The organism is Allobosea sp. BK604 (genome assembly GCF_004341515.1).
Taxonomy (GTDB): domain Bacteria; phylum Pseudomonadota; class Alphaproteobacteria; order Rhizobiales; family Beijerinckiaceae; genus Allobosea.
This window is the reverse complement of the sequence record NZ_SLZF01000003.1, coordinates 538619-561075: the sequence shown is the minus strand read 5'-3', so window position 1 is coordinate 561075 and position 22457 is coordinate 538619. Positions and strand designations below refer to the sequence as shown.

General features: G+C 65.4%; 21 protein-coding genes. 17 read left to right on the top strand and 4 right to left on the bottom strand.

From position 1 onward, the window contains the following. Positions 1 to 72: 72 nt before the first annotated feature. Together EV560_RS12070 and EV560_RS12065 are read right to left on the bottom strand one after the other, a co-directional pair. On the bottom strand, positions 73 to 687 hold the full coding sequence (locus tag EV560_RS12070; protein WP_131855982.1) for a GNAT family N-acetyltransferase: 615 nt from the start codon (positions 685 to 687) through the stop codon (positions 73 to 75). A gap of 165 nt (positions 688 to 852) precedes the next feature. Continuing rightward, entirely contained in the window at positions 853 to 1449 is a 597-nt protein-coding gene (locus tag EV560_RS12065) for a LysE family translocator (protein WP_131855981.1), read from the bottom strand. Between the two features lie 98 nt (positions 1450 to 1547). On the opposite strand from EV560_RS12065, the gene EV560_RS12060 reads away from it, so the two are divergent. From EV560_RS12060 to EV560_RS12000, 13 genes are all read left to right on the top strand, one after another. After that, positions 1548 to 2414: a LysR family transcriptional regulator gene (locus EV560_RS12060; protein ID WP_248312003.1), complete on the top strand. Its 867-nt coding sequence runs from the start codon at positions 1548 to 1550 to the stop codon at positions 2412 to 2414. Positions 2415 to 2484: 70 nt separating this feature from the next. Continuing rightward, complete coding sequence (zapE, locus tag EV560_RS12055) at positions 2485 to 3666, top strand: cell division protein ZapE (protein ID WP_131855979.1); 1182 nt, start codon at positions 2485 to 2487, stop codon at positions 3664 to 3666. Positions 3667 to 3913: 247 nt separating this feature from the next. Beyond that, entirely contained in the window at positions 3914 to 4513 is a 600-nt protein-coding gene (locus tag EV560_RS12050) for a TetR/AcrR family transcriptional regulator (RefSeq protein WP_131855978.1), read from the top strand. Positions 4514 to 4775: 262 nt separating this feature from the next. Next, positions 4776 to 5738, top strand: a complete 963-nt coding sequence (gene mdh, locus EV560_RS12045) for a malate dehydrogenase (RefSeq protein WP_131855977.1) — start codon at positions 4776 to 4778, stop codon at positions 5736 to 5738. A gap of 102 nt (positions 5739 to 5840) precedes the next feature. Then, complete coding sequence (gene sucC / locus EV560_RS12040) at positions 5841 to 7037, top strand: ADP-forming succinate--CoA ligase subunit beta (protein ID WP_131855976.1); 1197 nt, start codon at positions 5841 to 5843, stop codon at positions 7035 to 7037. Positions 7038 to 7046: 9 nt separating this feature from the next. After that, positions 7047 to 7931, top strand: a complete 885-nt coding sequence (sucD, locus tag EV560_RS12035; RefSeq protein WP_131855975.1) for a succinate--CoA ligase subunit alpha — start codon at positions 7047 to 7049, stop codon at positions 7929 to 7931. A gap of 109 nt (positions 7932 to 8040) precedes the next feature. After that, entirely contained in the window at positions 8041 to 10998 is a 2958-nt protein-coding gene (locus tag EV560_RS12030) for a 2-oxoglutarate dehydrogenase E1 component (protein WP_131855974.1), read from the top strand. A 41-nt stretch (positions 10999 to 11039) separates the two neighbouring features. After that, the gene (gene odhB / locus EV560_RS12025; protein ID WP_131855973.1) at positions 11040 to 12314 is read left to right on the top strand and encodes a 2-oxoglutarate dehydrogenase complex dihydrolipoyllysine-residue succinyltransferase; all 1275 of its coding nucleotides are present in this window, start codon (positions 11040 to 11042) and stop codon (positions 12312 to 12314) included. Next, positions 12280 to 12579, top strand: a complete 300-nt coding sequence (locus EV560_RS12020; RefSeq protein WP_131855972.1) for a hypothetical protein — start codon at positions 12280 to 12282, stop codon at positions 12577 to 12579. Before odhB ends, EV560_RS12020 begins: the two co-directional genes overlap by 35 nt. 2 nt (positions 12580 to 12581) lie before the next feature. After that, the gene (locus EV560_RS12015; protein WP_131855971.1) at positions 12582 to 12836 is read left to right on the top strand and encodes a hypothetical protein; all 255 of its coding nucleotides are present in this window, start codon (positions 12582 to 12584) and stop codon (positions 12834 to 12836) included. 25 nt (positions 12837 to 12861) lie between these two features. Then, entirely contained in the window at positions 12862 to 13287 is a 426-nt protein-coding gene (locus EV560_RS12010; protein WP_131855970.1) for a VOC family protein, read from the top strand. 10 nt (positions 13288 to 13297) lie between these two features. Continuing rightward, positions 13298 to 13939, top strand: coding sequence for a hypothetical protein (locus EV560_RS12005; RefSeq protein ID WP_131855969.1), 642 nt, complete (start codon positions 13298 to 13300; stop codon positions 13937 to 13939). Then, a complete protein-coding gene (locus EV560_RS12000; RefSeq protein WP_131855968.1) occupies positions 13936 to 14340 on the top strand; it encodes an MAPEG family protein in 405 nt (134 codons plus the stop codon). The genes EV560_RS12005 and EV560_RS12000 overlap by 4 nt, the downstream gene beginning before the upstream one ends. A gap of 159 nt (positions 14341 to 14499) precedes the next feature. Here EV560_RS12000 and EV560_RS11995 read toward each other — a convergent pair whose 3' ends face one another. Beyond that, positions 14500 to 16161 (bottom strand): L-lactate permease, encoded by a 1662-nt coding sequence (locus EV560_RS11995; protein ID WP_131855967.1) that lies wholly within the window; start codon positions 16159 to 16161, stop codon positions 14500 to 14502. 243 nt (positions 16162 to 16404) lie between these two features. On the opposite strand from EV560_RS11995, the gene lpdA reads away from it, so the two are divergent. Continuing rightward, positions 16405 to 17802 carry a dihydrolipoyl dehydrogenase gene (gene lpdA / locus EV560_RS11990; RefSeq protein WP_131855966.1) on the top strand — a complete coding sequence of 466 codons (1398 nt, stop codon included), beginning with the start codon at positions 16405 to 16407 and terminating at the stop codon, positions 17800 to 17802. 141 nt (positions 17803 to 17943) lie between these two features. Here the strand turns inward: lpdA and folD are convergent, their stop codons facing one another. Continuing rightward, positions 17944 to 18804 carry a bifunctional methylenetetrahydrofolate dehydrogenase/methenyltetrahydrofolate cyclohydrolase FolD gene (folD, locus tag EV560_RS11985; RefSeq protein WP_131855965.1) on the bottom strand — a complete coding sequence of 287 codons (861 nt, stop codon included), beginning with the start codon at positions 18802 to 18804 and terminating at the stop codon, positions 17944 to 17946. 150 nt (positions 18805 to 18954) lie between these two features. Here folD and EV560_RS11980 point away from each other — a divergent pair, with 150 nt between their 5' ends. The 3 genes from EV560_RS11980 (at position 18955) to EV560_RS11970 (ending at position 22430) form a co-directional block, all read left to right on the top strand. After that, on the top strand, positions 18955 to 20286 hold the full coding sequence (locus EV560_RS11980) for a cytosine deaminase (protein ID WP_131855964.1): 1332 nt from the start codon (positions 18955 to 18957) through the stop codon (positions 20284 to 20286). A 133-nt stretch (positions 20287 to 20419) separates the two neighbouring features. After that, positions 20420 to 21847, top strand: a complete 1428-nt coding sequence (locus tag EV560_RS11975) for an FAD-binding oxidoreductase (protein ID WP_131855963.1) — start codon at positions 20420 to 20422, stop codon at positions 21845 to 21847. Position 21848: 1 nt separating this feature from the next. Beyond that, positions 21849 to 22430 (top strand): NAD(P)H-dependent oxidoreductase, encoded by a 582-nt coding sequence (locus EV560_RS11970; protein WP_131855962.1) that lies wholly within the window; start codon positions 21849 to 21851, stop codon positions 22428 to 22430. Positions 22431 to 22457 lie beyond the last annotated feature (27 nt).

Here is a 22457-nt window from a genome sequence, read left to right as displayed (position 1 = left end):
CTAAACCATCGACAGAGCACGCGTGATCCCGGAGCTGCGGCTACGCGGCCGGTCCGGGACAATGGGCCGTGTTCAGCGCGATGGCGCCCGCCCGAAAAAGGCCGGGCGCCAGAACTTGCGCTGTAGCGACAATGCCAGCGTGGCGAAGCCGCGGGCATTGTCGAAGGCCTCGTCGAGAATGGTGAACGGGGTCGGGCCGCCGGTCGCGATCGTGCCTTCGACATCGTTGTAGCCGCCAACCAGCTCCGCCTCGAACTTGCGGGCGAGATTGCGCATCGCCGCGTTCTCGGGAAGGCAGGTCATGTAGAGCGTGCGGATGCCGCGATTGCGTGCGGCCGTGATCAGGCGGCCAAAGAGGGCTTCGCCGATGCCGCGCCTGCGCCAGGCCTTCTCGACGCTGAAGGCGGCTTCGCCGGTCTGTGCGATCAGGTCTTCCAGCCCGCGCAATTCGGCGGCGCCGCGGACCTCGCCATTCTCGATATAGGCATAGACGAGCCCGCCGACGCCGAAGGTCGTGGTCGCATAGCTGGCGAGGAACTCGTCGCTCACGGCCGTGCCGAAGCGCTCGCGGCGCGTCAGCGCATCGAGTCGCAGCAGATGAGCGGTGAAGAGGTCGCGCTCCGCTGGCCAGAGCCGGCGGATCTCGCCCTGGCCGGTCGATGCGCCGGCTTTAGTCGATTGAGCCATATCTCTCTCCTGTTAGCGGCGCGATTGCCGCGCTGCTCTCCAGGAGGCGCATCTTCCCTAGCCCGGCCGGGAAGATGCGCTTCAAATCATGGAATGCAAGAGGCCGAGCTGCGGCAATTCTGGGCGAAATGACGGGCATTCGCGCATGCCCTGCGCTCTGTCAGGTCAAAGCCACATCGGCACGATCGAGGCCGCGAGCAGGAGCCCGAGCGCGGCGTTAAGCAGGCGCCATTGCCGCTCGCTGCGCAGCAGCCGGGCGAGCAGCAGCCCGGCGGCGCACCAGAGCATGAGCGAGGCTGCCGCCATCAGCCCGAAGGTCAGGCCGAGCAGGGTCGCGAGCTCGGCCGGCCCCCGCGCCAGTGCGGCAAAGGAGGCGGCGGCGCCGAGCACCATCGCCCAGCCCTTGGGATTCTGGAACTGCACTGCGATGGCCGCGAGGAAGCCGGTCGGCCGCGCGATCTCGGCGCCAAGATGCGGCGGGCCGCTGCGACCGATCTTCCAGGCGAGCCAGAGCAGGTAGAGCGTGCCGGCCGCCTTCATCGCGAATTGCAGCGAAGGCTGCGCCATCAGCAGGCTGGCGAGGCCGGCGGCCGCCGCGACCGCCATGGCGGCGAGTCCAAAGGAGACGCCGGCCATGAAGGGCAGGGAGCGGCGGAAGCCGAAATGCGCGCCCGACGCCGTGGCGAGCGTCGTCGTCATGCCCGGCGTGATGGTGGAGACCGCCGCGAAAAGAAAGAACGGCAGAAACTCTGCAACTGTCATGGCCCTGCTCCCGAACTGAGCGGGCAGTGCTAGGCGCATGACGGCCATTATGGAAACGAATGTTGGATAAGTCAGATATTAGGGATCATAATGCCGAGATGCGCAATCTCGATCTCGCCCTGATCCGCACCTTCGTCGCGGTCGCCGACCATGCCAGCATGACCGCAGCCGCCAATGTGCTGAACCTGACGCAAAGCGCGGTCAGCCAGCAGGTGAAACGGCTGGAGGAGGTGCTCGGCGGCGCCTTGTTCACACGCGGCCGGCGCGGGCTCGCCGTCACCGATGCCGGCGAGCGGCTGCTTGGCAAGGCGCGCCGGCTGCTCGGCCTCAATGACGAGATCTGGTCGGAGATGACCGCCAAGGTGACACGCGGCAGCGTGCGGCTCGGCGTCCCCTATGATCTGATCGGCACCAGCCTCGCGCCCGTGCTGAAGGCCTATACCGAGGCCTGTCCGCAGGTCGAAATCTCGCTGGTCTGCAATTCCTCGCCGCGCCTGCTGGAGGCGTTGGAGCGCGGCGAGATCGATGTCGCGGTGATCGAGGAGCCGCTCGGGCAGAGTCGGGGCGAGTGCCTCGGCATCGAGCGGCTGGTCTGGGTCGGCGCCAGGGCGGGCAACGCCCATCTCAAGCCGGTCCTGCCGATCTCGATGGTCGCCGATACCTGCGCCTTTCGTCCGGCCGTGCTCTCCGCTCTCGGCGAGCAGGGCAAGCAATGGCGCACCGTGTTCGAGAACGGCAATATCGAGGCGACGACGGCGACGGTGCGGACCGATCTCGCGGTCACCGCCTGGCTGGCTTCGACCGTGCCGGCCGATCTCGACATTCTCGGTGCCGAGGAGGGCCTGCCCGAGTTGCCGCCCTTCGCGATCAACCTGCATCTCTCGCGTTCGCAGGCCGATGCGCCAGTGCTCGAACTCGCCCGCCATATCCGCGCCGGGCTGGTGCGCCAGCGTCAGGCGGCCTGAGCGTTGCCCGGCCTTGCGGTCGGCCCGCGCCTGCCGTAACCCCGAGGCTCGATAGTTCCCGCCGCGATCCATGCCCGCAACCATCATCGAACGTTATGCCGCCCTGGTCGAGGCCGGCGCCATCGAGCGCGATCCGGCTCAGGTCGCCGTGGTCAAGCGACTGGCGGCGCTGAGCGAGGCGCTGGCGGCGAAACGCCTGGCGAAGAAGAGCAGCGCGCTCGGCTGGCTCTTCGGCGGCAGCAAGCACGCCTCGGCCGAGGCCGTGAAGGGTCTCTATATCTGGGGCTCGGTCGGCCGCGGCAAGACCATGCTGATGGACATGTTCTACGACGCCGTGCCGCTGCAAAAGCGCCGGCGCGTGCATTTCCACGCCTTCATGGCCGATGTCCATGCGCGCATCCATGCCTATCGCCAGCGCCTCAAGGCCGGCGAGGTCAAGGAGCCGGACCCGATAGGCCCGGTCGCGGCCGAGCTCGCACATGAGGCGACGCTGCTCTGCTTCGACGAGTTCACCGTCACCGATATCGCCGATGCGATGATCCTGGGCCGGCTGTTCACGGCGCTCTTTGCGAACGGCGTTACCGTGGTCGCGACCTCGAATGTCGAGCCGTCACGGCTTTATGAGGGCGGCCTCAACCGTTCGCTCTTCCTGCCCTTCATCGCGCTGCTGACCGAGAAGGTCGATGTCCTCAGGCTCGATGCCCGCACCGATTTCCGGCTGGAGAAACTGGGCGATGCGCCGGTCTACCATGTCCCGCCCGACAAGGCGGCGAAGGATGCGCTCGACATCGCCTTCAAGCGGCTCAGCGGAGCCGCTGCCGGCCAGCCGGTGACGCTCTCGGTCAAAGGACATGAACTCGATCTGCCGCAGGCTGCCGGCAGCGTCGCGCGCGCGTCCTTTGCCGATCTTTGCGCAAAGCCCTATGGCGCCTCGGACTATATCGCGCTGGCGCAGCGCTTCCACACGCTCATCCTCGACGGCATCCCGATCATGGACCTGGACCGCCGCAACGAGGCGAAGCGCTTCATCATCCTCATCGATACGCTCTACGAGCACCATGTGAAGCTGCTCGCCTCGGCCGAGGCCGAGCCGCACGAGCTCTATAGGGCCGAGTCCGGGCGCGAGGCGTTCGAGTTCGACCGGACCGTGTCACGACTGATCGAGATGCGCTCGGACGAATACCTCGCCCTGCCGCATGGCCGCGTCGACTCGGCGGCGAGCGACGATACGACCGGCCTGATCGATACGTGACGGCGATGCGGGGCTGGAGTGCATCGACGAAACGACTGGGCGAGCGCCCCTCTTCACTTCTCCCCCTGCGGGAGAAGGTGCCCCGGCAGGGGCGGATGAGGGGTCGCGCTGTCCTCTCCGAAATGTGGAGCGTTCCATACGCCGTACCTTGCAGCGTCGCGCGACCCCTCATCCGTCAGCGCTGCGCGCTGCCACCTTCTCCCGCAAGGGGAGAAGGGAACCCGCGCACCATTCTCTAGGGGGCGGCATGCCGACACGCGAGCCGAGCGAGACCCGCATCCTCTCCGTCGCCAGCGAGCATCTGCGCCTGCATGGCCTGCGCCGTTTCACCGTCGTCGCGGTGGCGGAAGAGGCGGGCATGACCCATGCCAATGTCTACCGCTACTTCCCCTCGCGCGCGGCGCTGGTCGATGCGGTCGTCGATCTCTGGCTCAAGGCGACGGAGCGGCGCCTTGCGGATATCGCCGATGGGCCGGACCCGGCCGATGACAAGCTGGAGCGGCTGATCCTGGCCTTGGCCAGGGCCAATCGCGATCTGCTCAGCGAGGATCCGCATCTCTTCGCCGCACTCTCCCAGGCGGTGGCCAAGCGCCATGCGATCAGCCGGCGCAACCGGGCGCGCGTGCGGGCCCTGTTCGAGCGTGTCATCGACGAGGGGATCGCTTCGGGCGCCTTCGAGCCGCGCGACCGCGACAAGGCGATCGCCTATGTGATCGACGCCACCCATCGCTTCATACATCCGGCCTCGCTCGAACTGGAGGCGGACGTTCCGCAGGCCTCGGTCGATGCGAGATTGTCGACCCTGATCCGGGTGGCGCTGCGCGTGCTGTCGACAGGCATTGTGTGAAAATCCCGCGACAAATAACAAAATTCGTAACTTGTAATTTTTCTTTCGGCGCTGCGGCCTCGCGCGCGGGCGTTCCTAAGAATGGTTCCAAACCTTTGATATCATAGGCAGAAGCCGGGACACCGGGTGGACTGCCCCTCGGCTTCCATCAAATTGCCCGAACTGTGTTCAGGGTTGCGGGGGTAGCGGCGTTCGAGTCAAAGGAACGCTGGCTTTCGCCGGGCTCTCCGGCATGTCGCAGCACTAAGACAAGGACTAGCTTATGGCCCGCAAGAAGATCGCCCTTATCGGCGCCGGCCAGATCGGCGGCACCCTCGCGCACCTCGCAGGCCTGAAAGAGCTCGGCGACGTCGTGCTGTTCGACATCGCGGAAGGCATTCCCCAGGGCAAGGGCCTGGACATCGCCGAGTCGTCGCCGGTCGACGGCTTCGACGCCGGCTACAAGGGCACGAATTCCTACGAGGACATCAAGGGCGCCGACGTGATCATCGTCACCGCCGGCGTGCCGCGCAAGCCCGGCATGAGCCGCGACGACCTGATCGGCATCAATCTCAAGGTGATGAAGTCGGTCGGCGAGGGCATCAAGCAGTATGCCCCGGACGCTTTCGTCATCTGCATCACCAACCCGCTCGACGCGATGGTCTGGGCCCTGCAGAAGTTCTCGGGCCTGAAGGCCAACAAGATCTGCGGCATGGCCGGCGTGCTCGACAGCGCCCGTTTCCGCTATTTCCTCGCCGACGAGTTCAAGGTTTCGGTCAAGGACGTCTCGGCCTTCGTGCTCGGCGGCCATGGCGACGACATGGTGCCGCTCGTGCGCTATTCCGGCGTCGCCGGCATCCCGCTGCCGGACCTGGTCAAGATGGGCTGGACCACGCAGGAGAAGCTGGACGCCATTGTCGAGCGTACCCGCAAGGGCGGCGGCGAGATCGTCAACCTGCTCAAGACCGGCTCGGCCTTCTATGCGCCGGCGGCCTCCGCCATCGCCATGGCCGAGAGCTATCTCAAGGACCAGAAGCGCGTGCTGCCGGCGGCGGCGGCGCTGACCGGCCAGTACGGCGTCAAGGACATCTTCGTCGGCGTGCCGGTGGTGATCGGCGCCGGCGGCGTCGAGAAGGTCGTCGAGATCAGCCTCGACGGCGGCGAGCAGGCGATGCTGGATAAGTCGGTCGCTTCGGTGCAGGGCCTGATCGACGCCTGCAAGACCATCGATTCGTCATTGGCGTGAAATAGAGCGGATGGCGGAGTGGGCGGCGATGCGTGATGCGTCGCCGTTCGGCCTTCGCCATCGTCCGCCCGCCATTCGCTTCTTCCGCACAGGACATCAGGCATGAATATCCACGAATATCAGGGCAAGGCGGTTCTCAAGGAGTTCGGCGCGCCCGTCTCCGCCGGCTTCCCGGCTCTCTCGGTGGCGGAGGCCGTCGAGGCCGCCAAGAAGCTGCCCGGCCCGCTCTATGTCGTGAAGAGCCAGATCCATGCCGGCGGCCGCGGCAAGGGCAAGTTCAAGGAACTGCCGGCGGATGCCAAGGGCGGCGTGCGCCTGGCCAAGTCGATCGAAGAGGTCGAGTCCCATGCCAAGGAGATGCTCGGCAACACCCTGGTGACCGTGCAGACCGGCCCGGCCGGCAAGCAGGTCAACCGCCTCTATATCGAGGACGGCTCGGACATCGAGAAGGAGTTCTACCTCTCGGCGCTGGTCGACCGCGAGACCTCGCGCATCGCCTTCGTCGTCTCGACCGAGGGCGGCATGGATATCGAGGCGGTCGCGCATGACACGCCGGAGAAGATCAAGACCTTCTCGGTCGATCCCGCGACCGGCATCATGCCGCATCATGGCCGCACCGTCGCCAAGACGCTGGGCCTGACCGGCGATCTCGCCAAGCAGGCGGAGAAGGTCCTCGCCCAGATCTATGCCGCCTTCGTCGGCAAGGACATGGCGATGCTGGAGATCAACCCGCTGATCGTGACCAAGCAGGGCCAGATCAAGTGCCTGGATGCCAAGGTCTCGTTCGATTCCAATTCGCTCTATCGCCATCCCGACATGGTCGCGCTGCGTGACGAGACCGAAGAGGACGCCAAGGAGATCGAGGCGTCCAAGTACGACCTCGCCTATATCGCGCTCGACGGCACGATCGGCTGCATGGTCAACGGCGCCGGCCTGGCGATGGCCACGCTCGACATCATCCAGCTCTATGGCGAGAGCCCCGCGAACTTTCTCGATGTCGGCGGCGGTGCTTCCGAAGAGAAGGTGACGGCGGCGTTCAAGATCATCACCGCCGACCCGAAGGTGAAGGGCATCCTCGTCAACATCTTCGGTGGCATCATGAAGTGCGACGTCATCGCGCGCGGCGTCATCGCCGCGGTGAAGGCGGTCGGGCTCGAGGTTCCGCTCGTCGTGCGCCTCGAGGGCACGAACGTGGAAGAGGGCAAGCAGATCATCCGCGAGTCCGGGCTCAACGTCATCCCGGCCGATGATCTCGACGATGCGGCGCAGAAGATCGTGGCTGCGGTCAAGAAGGCTTGAGGTAAACCGATGTCCATCCTGATCGACAAGAACACCAAGGTCATCTGCCAGGGCTTCACCGGCAAGAACGGCACCTTCCATTCCGAGCAGGCCATCGCATATGGCACGCAGATGGTCGGCGGCACCTCGCCGGGCAAGGGCGGCTCGATCCATCTCGGCCTGCCGGTCTTCGACACGGTCGCGGAGGCCCGCGACAAGACCGGCGCCGACGCGTCCGTCGTCTATGTGCCGCCTCCGGGTGCGGCCGATGCGATCTGCGAGGCGATCGATGCCGAGATCCCGCTGATCATCTGCATCACCGAGGGTATCCCGGTGCTCGACATGGTCCGCGTCAAGCGCTCGCTCTCGGGCTCGAAGTCGCGGCTGATCGGGCCGAACTGCCCGGGCGTCGTCACCGCCGGCGAGAGCAAGATCGGCATCATGCCGGCGAACATCTTCCGGCCGGGCTCGGTCGGCATTGTCTCGCGCTCGGGCACGCTTACCTATGAGGCCGTGTTCCAGACCACGAATGAGGGCCTCGGCCAGACCACGGCCGTCGGCATTGGCGGTGACCCGGTCAAGGGCACCGAGTTCATCGACATGCTCGAGATGTTCCTCGCCGACCCGAAGACCGAGTCGATCGTGATGATCGGCGAGATCGGCGGCTCGGCCGAGGAGGACGCGGCGCAGTTCATCAAGGACGAGGCGAAGCGCGGCCGCAAGAAACCGATGGTCGGCTTCATCGCCGGCCGCACGGCACCTCCCGGCCGCCGCATGGGCCATGCCGGCGCGATCATCTCGGGCGGCAAGGGCGGCGCCGAGGACAAGATCGCGGCCATGGAAGCGGCCGGCATCAAGGTCTCGCCCTCGCCGGCGCGCCTTGGAAAGACCTTGGTCGACGTGTTGAAGGGTTGAGCCTCGCAAGGGGCGTCATGGCCGGGTCCGACCCGGCCATGACGTTTCCGGGGCAATGCAGCTAAAGGGTGCCCGGACAGGCCGGGCAGGATGTGGAAGGCACAGGACAATGGCTCGCCAGGACATCAATGAGGCTCTCGCGCAGACGGGTTTCCTCTACGGCGGCAACGCGGCCTATATCGAAGAGCTCTATGCCCGCTACCAGGCTGACCCGAAGTCGGTCGACGAGCAGTGGCAGGGCTTTTTCGGCGCGCTGAAGGATGATGGCGAGGCCATCGTCCAGAACGCCAAGGGCGCCTCCTGGAAGAAGCCGAACTGGCCGATCGCGGCCAATGGCGAGCTGGTCTCGGCGCTCGATGGCGACTGGGGCGTGGTCGAGAAGGTCCTGAGCGACAAGCTCACCGGCAAGGCCAAGGCGGCCGGCGCGACGCTCAGCGCTTCCGATGTCCAGCAGGCGACGCGCGATTCCGTCCGCGCGCTGATGCTGATCCGCGCCTATCGGGCGCGCGGCCATCTCCATGCCAAGCTCGATCCGCTCGGTATCGAGCAGGTCAAGGATCCGGAGGAACTGTCACCGGCGGCCTTCGGCTTCGGCGAGGCGGATCTCGACCGCAAGATCTTCATCGACAACGTGCTCGGCCTAGAATTCGCGACCGTGCGCGAGATGACGGCGATCCTGCAGCGCACCTACTGCAATACGATCGGCATCGAGTTCATGCATATCTCCGATCCGGAGCAGAAGGCCTGGCTACAGGAGCGGATCGAGGGTCCCGACAAGGAGATCGCCTTCACCCGCGAGGGCAAGCGCGCCATCCTCAACAAGCTGGTCGAAGCCGAGGGATTCGAGAAGTTCCTCGACCTCAAGTTCACCGGTACCAAGCGCTTCGGCCTCGACGGCGGTGAGGCGCTGGTTCCGGCACTGGAGCAGATCATCAAGCGCGGCGGCGCGCTCGGCGTGCGCGACATCGTCTTCGGCATGGCCCATCGCGGCCGCCTCAACGTGTTGACCCAGGTGCTCGGCAAGCCGCATCGCGCGCTCTTCCACGAGTTCAAGGGCGGCTCCTTCGCCCCTGATGACGTCGAGGGCTCGGGCGACGTCAAGTATCATCTCGGCGCGTCCAGCGATCGCGAGTTCGACGGCAACAATGTCCACGTCTCGCTGACGGCCAACCCGTCGCATCTCGAGATCGTCGACCCCGTCGTTCTCGGCAAGGTCCGCGCCAAGCAGGACCAGTTCAACGACATCGTCGAGCGCTCGAAGGTGCTGCCGCTGCTGCTGCATGGCGACGCGGCCTTCGCCGGCCAGGGCGTCGTGGCCGAGTGCCTCGGCCTCTCCGGGCTGAAGGGCCACCGCACCGGCGGCTCGGTTCATTTCATCATCAACAACCAGATCGGCTTCACGACCTATCCGCGCTATTCGCGCTCCTCGCCCTATCCGTCCGACGTGGCGAAGATGGTCGAGGCGCCGGTCTTCCATGTGAACGGCGACGATCCGGAGGCGGTGGTGTTCGCCGCCAAGATCGCGATCGAATTCCGGCAGAAATTCCACAAGCCGGTCGTGATCGACATGTTCTGCTATCGCCGCTTCGGCCATAACGAGGGCGACGAGCCGGGCTTCACCCAGCCGCTGATGTACCGCAAGATCCGCGGCCACAAGTCGACGCTGGAGCTCTACAGCGCCAAGCTCGAGGCCGAGGGCGTGATCAACGCCGGCGAGATCGACGAGATGAAGGCGGCCTGGAAGGGTAAGCTCGAGATCGAGTTCGACGCTGGCCAGTCCTTCAAGCCGAACAAGGCCGACTGGCTCGACGGCCGCTGGGCCGGCATGAAGGCGATCCGCGCCGACGAGGACGACCCGCGCCGCGGTGCGACGAGCGTCCCGGCCACGGTGCTCAAGGAGATCACCGAGAAGATCACGGCCGTTCCGGCCGGCTTCAATGTCCACAAGACGATCCAGCGTTTTCTCGACAACCGCCGCAAGGCGGTCGACACCGGCGAGGGCATCGACTGGGCGACGGCCGAGGCGCTCGCCTTCGGCTCGCTGCTGCTCGACGGCAACCCGGTCCGGCTCTCCGGCCAGGATTGCGAGCGCGGCACCTTCTCGCAGCGCCATTCGGTGCTGATCGACCAGGAGACCGAGGCGCGCCATACCTCGCTCAACAATATCCGCGAGGGCCAGTCGCGCTACGAGGTCATCAACTCGATGCTCTCGGAAGAGGCGGTGCTCGGCTTCGAGTACGGCTATACGCTGTCGGAGCCGAACGCGCTGACCATGTGGGAAGCCCAGTTCGGCGACTTCGCCAATGGCGCGCAGGTGGTGTTCGACCAGTTCATCTCCTCGGGCGAGCGCAAGTGGCTGCGCATGTCCGGCCTCGTCTGCCTGCTGCCGCATGGCTATGAGGGCCAGGGTCCGGAGCACTCCTCAGCCCGCCTCGAGCGCTTCCTGCAGATGTGCGCCGAGGACAATATGCAGGTGGCGAACTGCTCGACGCCGGCGAGCTATTTCCACATCCTGCGCCGCCAGCTGAAGCGCGACTTCCGCAAGCCGCTCATCCTGATGACGCCGAAGAGCCTGCTGCGCCACAAGCGCTGCGTCTCCGACCTGTCGGATCTGGCTGAGGGCTCGACCTTCCACCGCGTCCTGCATGATGATGCCGAGCGCGGCAAGTCCGAGACCAAGCTGGTCAAGGATTCGAAGATCCGCCGCGTCGTGCTCTGCACCGGCAAGGTCTATTTCGACCTGCTGGAAGAGCGCGAGAAGCGCGGCATCGACGATGTCTACCTGATGCGCGTCGAGCAGCTCTATCCGTTCCCGCTGAAGTCGCTGGCGCAGGAACTGGCCCGCTTCAAGGCTGCAGACGTGGTCTGGTGCCAGGAGGAGCCGAAGAACATGGGCTCCTGGACCTTCGTCGAGCCTTATCTCGAATGGGTGCTGGGCCATGCCGGCTCGAAGTCGAAGCGGCCGCGCTATGTCGGCCGCCCGGCCTCGGCCGCGACCGCGACCGGTCTGATGTCGAAGCACCTCGCCCAGCTCAACGCGTTCCTGGACGAAGCCTTCGCGGGCTGAGCCAGACGCAAGCCAGATAAAGACACGAAACGAGGCCTGACATGGCGACCGAAATCCGCGTACCCACCCTCGGCGAATCCGTCTCCGAGGCGACGATCGGCAAGTGGTTCAAGAAGCAGGGCGAGGCCGTGAAGGCGGACGAGCCTTTGGTCGAGCTCGAGACCGACAAGGTCACGCTCGAGGTGAACGCGCCGGCTGCCGGCGTGCTCGGCGAGATCGTCGCCAAGGAAGGCGAGACGGTCGGCGTCAACGCGCTGCTCGGCTCGATCGCTGCCGGTGACGGTGCTGCGCCTGCTTCGAAGAAGGAAGAGACCGCGGTCGCCCAGGCTGCCGGCAAGGCCGGCGCGAGCACTGTCGCCGAGGCCGAGAAGAAGACCGCGGCGGTGGCCGGCGAGCCCCCGATCAGGCCGGCCGCCAAGGCCGCCGATTCCGGCCCGGCCGTCGCACGCCTCGCGGCCGAGAGCGGCGTCGATCCCTCGAGGGTGAATGCCTCCGGCAAGGATGGCCGCGTGACCAAGGGCGACATGCTCGCCGCGATCGCGACCGGCCCGGCTGTCGCCGCCTCGGCTCCTGCCGCTCCGGTGCAGGTGCGTGCTCCCTCGGCGCCTGACGATGCCTCGCGCGAAGAGCGCGTGAAGATGACCAAGCTGCGCCAGACCATCGCGCGCCGCCTGAAGGAAGCGCAGAACACCGCCGCCATGCTGACCACCTTCAACGAGGTGGACATGACCAACGTCATGGCGCTGCGCAACCAGTACAAGGACGTGTTCGAGAAGAAGCACGGCGTGAAGCTCGGCTTCATGGGCTTCTTCGTGAAGGCCTGCGTCCAGGCGCTGAAGGAGATCCCCTCCGTCAATGCCGAGATCGACGGCACCGACATCGTCTACAAGAACTACTACCACATCGCAGTCGCGGTCGGCACCGACAAGGGCCTGGTCGTGCCGGTGGTGCGCGATGCCGACCAGCTCTCGATCGCCGGTGTCGAAAAGGAGATCGGCGCGCTCGGCAAGAAGGCCCGTGACGGCGCCCTCAAGATCGAGGACATGCAGGGCGGCACCTTCACCATCTCGAATGGCGGCGTCTACGGCTCGCTGATGTCGACGCCGATCCTGAACGCGCCGCAATCGGCCATCCTCGGCATGCACAAGATCCAGGAGCGGCCGATGGTCGTCGGCGGCCAGATCGTCATCCGCCCGATGATGTATCTCGCCGTGAGCTACGACCACCGCATCATCGACGGCAAGGAGGCGGTGACCTTCCTGGTGCGCATCAAGGAGGCGCTTGAGGATCCGGCGCGCCTCGTTCTCGATCTCTGAGGCCAGGGCGGTGGCGAACGGCCGGCCGGGCGACCATCCCTATACCGACATCACGACCCATGGCGAAAACCTGTTCGGCATGGGCATCGACGAGCAGGTGCGCCAGCTTCACAAGGCTGGCGGCGCCGACCTGCGCTGGCTCGTCTCCGACATCATCATGAATTGGCCTCTGGTCGACTACAAGCCGGTCCAGCCGGAGCGACTTGTCTCCGTCCTGACGTCGCTGAAACGCTATGTCGAAGCCTCCGGCATCAGGGTTGGCTGACCATGCCGAACGGCAAGCCGGGCGACCATCCCTATACCGACATCACCATCCATGGGCAGGATGTCTTCGGCCTCGGCATCGACGCGAAGATCCGCCGGATCGAGGCCGAGGGCTCGCTCGAACTGATCAATGTCGCCGGCACGCTGGCGGGCTCCTGGCCGTGGCTCGACCGCGGGCCGGCGAACCCGCACGGCCTGGCGATGATCGTCGATTCACTGATCAAATTGCTGGAAGCACAGAAGCGGACCGATACCTGACCTCGTGAGCGAAGGGAGAACGCGCATGGCCTTCGGACCCAATCCCCCAGCCCTGCAGCCCCATCTTTGCGTCAAGGGCGGCGTCGAGGCGATCGCCTTCTACGAGCAGGCTTTTGGCGCGGAATGCACGATGAAGCAGATGGCCGAGGACAATCTGCGCATCATGCACGCGAACCTCACCCTGTTCGGCAGCGAGATCATGCTGCATGACGATTTCCCCGAGTTCGGTGGCCATATCAGGCCGCCGCACGGGCATGGCGGTGCCAGCATCGCGCTCAACGTCAACCTGCCGACGCCCGCCGATGTCGATGCCGCCATCGCCCGGGCCGAGGCAGCCGGCGCCACCGTGTTCATGCCGGCGAGCGACGTCTTTTGGGGCGCCCGCTATGGCCGCCTGCTCGACCCGTTCGGCCATGTCTGGGCGTTCAACGCGCCGCTGGCCGACGGCTGAGTGCATAAAAATGGCTAAGCGGCGACCGGACGTCGATGTATGGGACCTATTTGTCGATGGCCACTCCGGAGGCATTAAATTCGGCACGATGGGAGTGGACGAGGTTCGACGAGGCCTCGGTGTTCGCAGCCGGGGCTGGGAAGGGCGATTGCCATTCTCGTCTTGGTTTCTGGACGCAGCGGACTGCGAACTCGCCTTCCAGGGGCTGCCTCCGCGCCTATACTCGTTCAAAGTTAAGGCCAGCGCTCGCAGTTTGTCTCGCGAAGCCACAAACTTGCTTGAGGGAGACAGTGCCTCGTTCGAGCAAGCCGGGATAAATTCGGTATTGATGTGCGGGCAACCGCTCTCACGTTTTTCGACCATGAGGACATTGTTCGAGAATTTCCCACCTGCGCGCCGTTTGTCACTGAGGCCGACGTTTGACAAAGCGGTAACTTTTGAATTGAACGAGCGCGGACGATCTCTCGCTCTAGGCTATCGGCTGGCGTTCAGGGAAATGGATTCGAGCATTTTTGATGCTGATTACTTTCTCTATGCTGTGTGGGTGCAGGACCATGCAGTGGATGCCGAGTTAAGCAAGACTCTTCCCGAAGGCAGCGGAGATCGCTTTAGCGAGATTGCCAAGGTCGCGAATGCTGGGAAGGTGTCATGAACACGATCGCTGCCACGACGGAAATCACGGTTCTCGGCTGGAGTATCGTGCTCCTGCTGCTTCAGATCGCCCTGCAGGCCGCGACGGCAGGCGATCTCGGCCCGAAATATCTGTTCAGCCCGCGCGATGAGCCGCGCGAGACCGATAGCGTGGTCTCACGGCGGCTGAAACGGGCGCTCGACAACCTGCTCGAGAGCTATCCGGCCTTCGTCGCGCTGGCGCTGGCGCTCGCGATCACAGGCAAGGCCGGCGGGCTCGGCGCGACCGGCGCCTGGCTCTATCTCGCGATGCGGGTGGTCTATGTCGTGCTCTATGCCGCCGGCATCCCGGTGATCCGGACCTTCGTCTGGACGGCGTCGATGATCGGGCTGGTGCTGATGCTCATCCGGCTGATGGCGTGAGGCGAATTCTACTGGCGAGGCCGTCTGACGCGGCCGTCTGCGCTTCCGGTGCTCACGTACCGATGTACGCTCCGCTCCGGTTCTCGACGGCCACGCCAGCCGACTCTCGCCAGCGAATTCGCGAACGGCCTCCAACGAGGCCGTTCGCCCTGACGCACCCTACCGCACCACCATCGCCGAGAAGGGATGGACATAGGCCTGCAGCATCACCAGCCCGCCGACCAGGCAGGCGAGCGCGATCGAGTGCCAGAAGACGAAGCGCAGGATCGTGCCCTCATGGCCGAACCAGTTGGTCGCCGTCGAGGCCACGACGATGGATTGCGCGTCGATCATCTTGCCCATGACGCCACCGGAGGAATTGGCGGCGCCCATCAGGATCGGCGAGAGGCCGAGCTGCTCGGAGGTAATCTTCTGCAAATTGCCGAAGAGCACGTTCGAGGCGGTGTCGGAGCCGGTCAGCGCCACGCCGAGCCAGCCGAGCAGCGTGCCGAAGAAGGGATAGAGCACGCCGGTTCCGGCGAAGGCGAGGCCGAGCGTGGCGTCGATCCCCGAGAGCCGTGTCAGGGTGCCGATCGCCAGCATCGCCGCAATGGTGATCAGCGAATAGGCGCAGAGCCTGATCGTCTGGGCATAGGTCCTGATCATCCCGCCCGGCGTAAAGCCGAGCGCGAAGCCCGAGATGATCGCGGCGATCAGCATGCCCGAGCCGGTATAGGTCAGCCAGGTGAAGGAGAAGATCGCGCCTTCCGGCGTCGGCTTCGGCGCCACCGGCGCGACCTTGTTGATCATGTTGTGCAGCTCAGGCACGGCATAGTTCCAGGTCGCCCAGGGATTGACCGCGCTCTTGAACCAGCCCGTGCCCCAGATCAGCAGCACGATGCAGACGATGATCCAGGGCGTCAGCGCCAGCCAGACCTGGCTGCTGCTCGGCGAGGTGATGGCCGGGACCGGGACGATGCGGCCTTGGTCGGAGATGTCATGGCTGCGCAGCTTCGGCGAGGTCCAGACCTCGCGCGGCCGCCAGACCTGCAGGAAGCCGATCAGGCAGGCCATCGAGATTAGCGAGGCGCCGATATCGACGATCCAGGGGTTGATGAAGTTCGAGATCAGGAATTGCGGTATGGCGAAGGAGACGCCGGTGACCAGGATCGCCGGCCAGATCTGCAGCATTCCCCGGAAGCCGGCGAAGACCCAGATCAGCCAGAACGGCACAAGCAGCGAGAAGAAGGGCAATTGCCGGCCGACCATGGCGCCGAGCAGGAACGGATCGATGCCGGTGACCTGCGACAGGCCCTGGATCGGCGTTCCCAGCGCGCCATAGGCGACGGGCGCGGTGTTGGCGATCAGCGACAGGCCGGAGGCCGCGAGCGGCGAGAAGCCGAGCCCGATCAGGATGGCGCCGGTGACGGCGACCGGCGTGCCGAAGCCGGAGGCGCCCTCGAAGAAGGCGCCGAAGGCGAAAGCGATCAGCAGGAGCTGGATGCGTCGGTCGCTGGTGACGCCGCCAATCGTGGTCTGCAGTATTTCGAAAGCGCCTTTCTCGACCGTGAGCCGGTAAAGAAAGATGACATTGAGCACGATCCAGCCGATCGGGAAGAAGCCCGTCACGGCGCCGAGCAACGTCGCCCGGAACGACATGCCGGCTGGCATGGTAAACACGAAGATTGCGATAATATTGGCGGCGATCAAGGCGATCACCGCAGCGATGTGGGCCTTGACGGCGTTTGACGCGATGAGCCCGAGCAAGATGACGACAGGTACCGCTGCGGCAAGCGTCGACAAGACGCTGTTGCCGAATGGATCATAGACCTGGTTCCACATGGAATGCCCTTCCCTTCCCATGGAATACGACGATAGTCGTACGACCTTATGTTTCCTTTGTTCTTATCGTTGACTTCATTCTTATGCCTTGAGTCGTGGGCCGCCGCCAGCCGACTTGCAACCTTGCCAGCCATTGTCGGCATGGCGTCGCCGCGCAAAGCGATGTATGGCCGGACGCAACGCCTGCGTCCCTCCGGCGCCAGTCGGCCAAGTCCCGAACGCCATCCTCAGCGGAAGAACTTCATGTCCTACGATCTCGTCGTCATCGGCACCGGTCCCGGCGGCTATGTCGCGGCCATTCGCGCAGCCCAGCTCGGCCTCAAGACCGCCGTCGTGGAGAAGCGCAAGACCCATGGCGGCACCTGCCTGAATGTCGGCTGCATCCCGTCCAAGGCGCTGCTGCATGCATCGGAGATGTTCGAGGAGGCGGCGCACACCTTCCCTGCGCTCGGCATCGCCGTCGGCAAGCCCAAGCTTGAGCTGAAGCAGATGATGACCCACAAGCAGGAGACCGTGGATGCCAACGTCAACGGCGTCGCCTTCCTGCTGAAGAAGAACAAGATCGACGCCTTCCACGGCACGGCGAGCATCCCCGGCGCCGGCAAGGTCGAGGTCAAGCTCGCCGATGGCGGCACGCAGGTGCTGGAGACCAAGAACATCGTCATCGCCACCGGCTCGGAATCGGCGCCGCTGCCCGGCGTCACCATCGACGAGAAGACCGTCGTGACCTCGACCGGCGCGCTCGAGCTCACAGCCGTGCCGAAGGAGCTCCTGGTCGTCGGCGCGGGCGTGATCGGGCTCGAGATCGGCTCGGTCTGGAGCCGCCTCGGCGCCAAGGTCACGGTGGTCGAATTCCTCGACCGCATCCTGCCCGGCATCGATGACGAGGTCGCCAAGCAGTTCCAGCGCATTCTACAGAAGCAGGGCTTCGAGTTCCATCTCGGCTCGAAGGTCACCAAGGTCGACGCGACCAAGAAGGGCACTGTCGTCACCGTCGAGCCCGCCGCGGGCGGCGATGCCAAGACGCTCTCGGCCGATATCGTGCTGGTCTCGATCGGCCGCCGGCCGAACACCGAGGGGCTTGGGCTTGAGGCTGCCGGCGTCGCCACCGAGCGCGGCCGCGTGACCATCGACGATCACTTCCAGACCAATGTTCCCGGCATCTACGCCATCGGCGACGTGGTGAGAGGCGCCATGCTGGCCCATAAGGCCGAGGATGAGGGCGTTGCTGTCGCCGAGATCATCGCCGGCAAGGCCGGGCATGTGAACTACGAAGCGATCCCGAGCATCATCTACACGGCGCCGGAAGTGGCGACGATCGGCAAGACCGAGGAAGAGCTCAAGGCCGCAGGCATCGCCTACAAGATCGGCAAGTTCCCCTTTACCGCCAATGGCCGGGCGCGCGCCATCCGCCATACCGATGGCTTCGTGAAGGTCCTCGCCGACGCCGCGACCGACCGGGTGCTCGGCTGCCACATCATCGGCCCGCATGCCGGCGATCTCATCGCCGAGGTGACGGTGCTGATGGAGTTCGGCGGCTCGTCGGAAGACCTCGCCCGCACCTGCCACGCCCATCCGACGCTCTCGGAAGCGGTCAAGGAAGCGGCGATGGCCGTGGAGAAGCGCCAGATCCATATGTGATCTGGCGGCCTGCCGTCATTGCGAGCACCCGGGCCTTGCCTTCGGCAAGCCCGAGTACAGGCTCCGCGAAGCAATCCAGGGCCTCGCGCCTCCGGGACTGCTTGCCGCGTTCGCACGTCGCAATGACGCTGGACGAGACGCTCAGCCCCGCCGCGCGTGAAAAGCCGTCAGCGTGTTGCGCAGCAGGCAGGCGATCGTCATCGGGCCGACGCCGCCGGGCACCGGCGTGATCGCGCCGGCGACCTTCACAGCCTCGGCGAAGTCGACATCACCGGCGAGCTTGCCGTCGGGCAGGCGGTTGATGCCGACATCGATCACCGTTGCACCAGGCTTGATCCAGTCGCCCTTGACGAAATGCGGGCGGCCGACCGCGGCGACGACGATATCCGCCCGCCGCACCACCTCGGCCAGATCGCGCGTGCGCGAATGGGCGATGGTGACGGTGCAATCGGCCTGGACCAGCAATTGCGCCATCGGCCGGCCGACAATGCCGGAACGGCCGATCACCACCGCTTCCAGGCCGGCGAGCGAGGGCAGGGTCTGCTTCAGCAGGATCATCGAGCCCAGCGGCGTGCAGGGGATGAGCTTGCCCTGGCCGGCGGCGAGCCGGCCGACATTGATCGGATGGAAGCAATCGACATCCTTGGCCGGGTCGATCGCCTCGATGACCTTGTCGACATCGATATGCTTCGGCAGCGGCAGCTGCACCAGGATGCCGTCGACGGCATCGTCGGCATTGAGCTCGGCGACCTTGGCGAGGAGCTCGGCCTCGCTGGTTTCGGCCGACAGGCGGTGCACGGCGGAGTTCATGCCGATCTCGGCCGCGAGCTTCTCCTTGGAGTTCACATAGACGCGGCTCGCCGGATCGTCGCCAACCAGGACGACATGCAGGCCGGGCACGACGCCGCGTGCCGCCTTGATCGCCGCAACCTCCCGGCCGATCTCGGCGCGAAGTGACGCCGCCGCCGCCTTGCCGTCGATGATCACAGCCTGTTCCGCCATGGTGCCGTCCTCTACCGCGAGACGTCCTCATGCGCGATCGGGCCGGCCGCTGCAAGCGGCACGGCCTTTGCCGCCCGCCTCGATGCTTGATCCTTGCCGCCGCCCGCGCTGCCCGGTAACGATCGGCCATGCGCTGGAGGGAGCTTTGACGTGACGACCGGTTTTGCCGCCATCCCGAATGCCAGCGCCTATCGCCTGACCAATGCCCGCTCCGCGCTTTGCCTGATCGACGGCGCCAGCTTGGCCGCTGATCCCGATGGGCTGGCGCTGGTCGATCTCGGCATCGAGGACGGCCGCATCGTCTCGATCCTGCCGGCTGGCACCGAGACGCCGGATGCAGGACCTGCATTGGATCTCGACGGCGGCATCGTGCTGCCGCGGCTTGTCGATGTGCACGTTCATCTCGACAAGGGCCATATCTGGCCGCGCCGGCGCAATCCCGACGGCACCTTCATGGGTGCGCTCAATAATGTCATGGTCGACCGCGAGGCGAACTGGTCGGCAGATGACGTGCGCACCCGCATGGAGTTCGGCCTGCGCTGCGCCTACGCTCACGGCACGGCGGCGGTCCGTACGCATATCGACTCGGTCGGCAAGCAGATCGGCATTTCCTGGCCGGTGCTGGCTGAGCTCCGGGCCAAATGGGCCGGGCGGATCGCATTGCAGGCCTCGCCACTCTTCGGCGTCCAGTTTGTTGTCGATGCCGAGCATATGAAAGCGGTCACGGCAGCGGTGAAGGCGCATGGCGACGGGCTCTTCGGCTGCGTCACCTATATGATCCCCGAGATCGAGAAGGCGCTCGACATCGTCTTCCGAAACGCGATCGAACACGGCTTCGACCTCGATTTCCATGTCGACGAGACCAATGATCCGGAAGCACGCACGCTCGAGCTCATCGCCGAAGCGGCCTTGCGGCATCGCTTCGCCGGCAAAGTCCTGGCGGGCCATACCTGCTCGCTCGCCCTGCAGACGCCTGAGGACGAAGCGCGGATCATCGGCAAGGTCAGGGACGCCGGCATCGCCGTCGTCTCCCTGCCGATGTGCAACATGTATCTGCAGGACCGGCAGGCCGGGCGCACGCCACGCTGGCGCGGCGTCACGGCGTTGCATGAGCTCAAGGCGGCAGGCGTGCCGGTGATGATCGCCTCCGACAATACGCGCGACCCGTTCTACGCCTATGGCGATCTCGACCTGATCGAAGTTCTGCGCGAGGGTACGCGTATTCTCCAGCTCGACCATTCCGGCGCCGACTGGGCCAATGCGGTGGCGCGGACGCCTGCTGCGATCATGGGCTGCGAGGGACAGGGCGTGATCGCGCCTGATGGGGCGGCGGACCTGATCCTGACCCGCGCCCGCGACTGGACCGAGTTCTTCGCCAGGCCGCAATCCGACCGGACCGTGCTGGTCAATGGCAAGCCGATCGACCGGACCTTGCCTGACCATCGTGAACTCGACCATCTGATGGCGGTCGCGGCGCAATGATACGTCTCGCCATCGTCCCTTCCCGTCATGGTCGGGCTTGTCCGGACCATCCGCGTCTTCCTTTGTCGAGGGCGGTGTTCAAGACACGGATGCTCGGCACAAGGCCGAGCATGACGGCACAGGATCAATTTGCATGAGCCAACGCTATGACATCGCCGGCCTGAAGGCCCGCCTGGGCTCGATCCGCAGCGAGGACAATCCGGCGCTGGTGAAGCAGAAGAGTCGCGACTTCTTCTGGTATTCCCCGATTCTGAAGCGCCAGCTCGACCATGTCACGGCCGATATCCTGGTCTCGCCGACGAGCGAGGCCGAGGTGCTGGAGGTGCTGTCCGCCTGCCATGCGCTCGGCATCCCGGTGACGCCGCGCGGCACGGGGACGGGCAATTACGGCCAGGCCATGCCGCTCTCCGGCGGCGTGCTGCTCGATCTCTCCGGCTTCAACAAGGTGAAGGCGATCCATCCCGGCCGCTATGTCGCCGAACCCGGCGCGATCATGGCGCGCATCGACGACGAAACCCGGGCGCATTCGCGCCAGGAGCTGCGCCTGCATCCCTCGACCTATCAGACCGCCTCGATCGGCGGCTTCATCGCCGGCGGCTCGGGTGGCGTCGGCTCGATCAAATGGGGCGGCCTGCGCGACTGGGGCAACATCATCCGGCTCAAGGTCGCGACGATGGAGGCCAGTCCGCGCATCCTCGAGATCGCCGGCGAGAACCTGCACAAGGTCGCGCACGCCTATGGCACCAACGGCATCATCACCGAGGTCGAGATGCCGCTCGGGCCGGCCTATGACTGGGTCGACGTCATCCTTGGCTTCGAGACGCTGCGGGCCGCGACCGAGTTCGCCAATGCGCTCGGCGAGCAGGACGGCCTGGCGCTGAAGAATCTCGCGGTGGTAGCGGCGCCGATCCCGCACGACTATTTCCTGCGGCATCGAAAATTCCTGCCGCGCGAGAGCCATCTCGTCATCGTCATGGCCGCCGATTTCGCCGTCGATGCGCTGCTCGCCTATTCCAGGCTCTTCCGTGGCGCGGAACTGCTGATGCGTTCCGACAAGCTCTCGCCGGAGGAAGCCAAGGGCCTGCCACCGGGATACGAGCTCGGCTGGAACCACACGACGCTGCGGGCGCTCAGGGTCGATCCGTCCGTCACCTATCTCCAGGTGCTCTATCCGTTCCCGAACCAGGTCGAACTGATCGAGCGCATCCATGCGCGCTTCGGCGACGAGGTGCTTTGCCACCTCGAATTCGTCCGTTTCGACGGCAAGGTCACCTGCTTCGGCCTGCCGTTGGTGCGCTTCACCAGTGAGGAGCGGCTGGAAGAGATCATCGCGATCCACGAGGAGATGGGCGCGCCGATCTTCAATCCGCATCGCTACACGCTGGAGGAGGGCGGCATGAAGCAAACGGACGACTTGCAACTCGCCTTCAAGCGCGAGGCCGATCCGCAGGGGTTGCTCAATCCCGGCAAGATGATCGCCTGGGAAGATCCGGCTTACGATTATCGCTCGGGCAAGACCTTCCTGTTCCGCAGCCTGGCGCAAGCGGGAGTTTCCGGCTGAGATGCGCGTCCTCGTCCTCTACGCTCATCCCGATCCGAACAGCTTTGGAGCGGCGCTGCATGGCGCCGTCCTGAAAGGGCTGCAAGAGGCCGGGCATGAGGTCGATGATTGCGATCTCTATGCCGAGGGCTTCGATCCGCTGCTGAGCCATGCCGAGCGTGTGGGTTATCATGATCTTGCCAGCAACACAGATCCCGTTGCCGGCTATGTCGCGCGTTTACGGGCCGCCGAGGCGCTGGTTCTGTGCTTTCCGGTCTGGAATTACGGATATCCGGCGATTTTGAAGGGGTTTTTCGACCGGGTCTTCCTGCCCGGCGTCTCCTTCAAGCTCGTGGACGGCGTCGTCAGGCCGAATCTCTGGAACATCCGCAAGCTCGCGGCGGTCACGAGCTATGGCGGCACGCGCTGGCGCGCCTTCCTGATGGGCGACCCGCCGCGCAAGCTGGTGAAACGGGCGGTGCGCGCGGTCTGTCATCCCATGGCGCGGCCGCTCTATCTGGCGCATTACGACATGAACCGCGCCACGCCCGAAAGCCGCGCGGCATATCTGGGGATAGTCGAAAAAAAGATGCGTATGCTCTGATTCCGTGCTGCAACCGCGTCATCACGC

Excerpts from the sequence above, each read along its gene's own strand:
- EV560_RS12005 (WP_131855969.1), top strand. The coding sequence starts at position 13,298 with ATGGCTAAGCGGCGACCGGACGTCGATGTATGGGACCTATTTGTCGAT.
- sucC (WP_131855976.1), top strand. The coding sequence starts at position 5,841 with ATGAATATCCACGAATATCAGGGCAAGGCGGTTCTCAAGGAGTTCGGC.
- EV560_RS12050 (WP_131855978.1), top strand. The coding sequence starts at position 3,914 with ATGCCGACACGCGAGCCGAGCGAGACCCGCATCCTCTCCGTCGCCAGC.
- EV560_RS12000 (WP_131855968.1), top strand. The coding sequence starts at position 13,936 with ATGAACACGATCGCTGCCACGACGGAAATCACGGTTCTCGGCTGGAGT.
- sucD (WP_131855975.1), top strand. The coding sequence starts at position 7,047 with ATGTCCATCCTGATCGACAAGAACACCAAGGTCATCTGCCAGGGCTTC.
- EV560_RS11975 (WP_131855963.1), top strand. The coding sequence starts at position 20,420 with ATGAGCCAACGCTATGACATCGCCGGCCTGAAGGCCCGCCTGGGCTCG.
- EV560_RS12010 (WP_131855970.1), top strand. The coding sequence starts at position 12,862 with ATGGCCTTCGGACCCAATCCCCCAGCCCTGCAGCCCCATCTTTGCGTC.
- odhB (WP_131855973.1), top strand. The coding sequence starts at position 11,040 with ATGGCGACCGAAATCCGCGTACCCACCCTCGGCGAATCCGTCTCCGAG.
- EV560_RS12030 (WP_131855974.1), top strand. The coding sequence starts at position 8,041 with ATGGCTCGCCAGGACATCAATGAGGCTCTCGCGCAGACGGGTTTCCTC.
- lpdA (WP_131855966.1), top strand. The coding sequence starts at position 16,405 with ATGTCCTACGATCTCGTCGTCATCGGCACCGGTCCCGGCGGCTATGTC.
- EV560_RS12065 (WP_131855981.1), bottom strand. The coding sequence starts at position 1,449 with ATGACAGTTGCAGAGTTTCTGCCGTTCTTTCTTTTCGCGGCGGTCTCC.
- EV560_RS11995 (WP_131855967.1), bottom strand. The coding sequence starts at position 16,161 with ATGTGGAACCAGGTCTATGATCCATTCGGCAACAGCGTCTTGTCGACG.
- EV560_RS12060 (WP_248312003.1), top strand. The coding sequence starts at position 1,548 with ATGCGCAATCTCGATCTCGCCCTGATCCGCACCTTCGTCGCGGTCGCC.
- mdh (WP_131855977.1), top strand. The coding sequence starts at position 4,776 with ATGGCCCGCAAGAAGATCGCCCTTATCGGCGCCGGCCAGATCGGCGGC.
- zapE (WP_131855979.1), top strand. The coding sequence starts at position 2,485 with ATGCCCGCAACCATCATCGAACGTTATGCCGCCCTGGTCGAGGCCGGC.
- EV560_RS11970 (WP_131855962.1), top strand. The coding sequence starts at position 21,849 with ATGCGCGTCCTCGTCCTCTACGCTCATCCCGATCCGAACAGCTTTGGA.
- folD (WP_131855965.1), bottom strand. The coding sequence starts at position 18,804 with ATGGCGGAACAGGCTGTGATCATCGACGGCAAGGCGGCGGCGGCGTCA.
- EV560_RS12070 (WP_131855982.1), bottom strand. The coding sequence starts at position 687 with ATGGCTCAATCGACTAAAGCCGGCGCATCGACCGGCCAGGGCGAGATC.
- EV560_RS12015 (WP_131855971.1), top strand. The coding sequence starts at position 12,582 with ATGCCGAACGGCAAGCCGGGCGACCATCCCTATACCGACATCACCATC.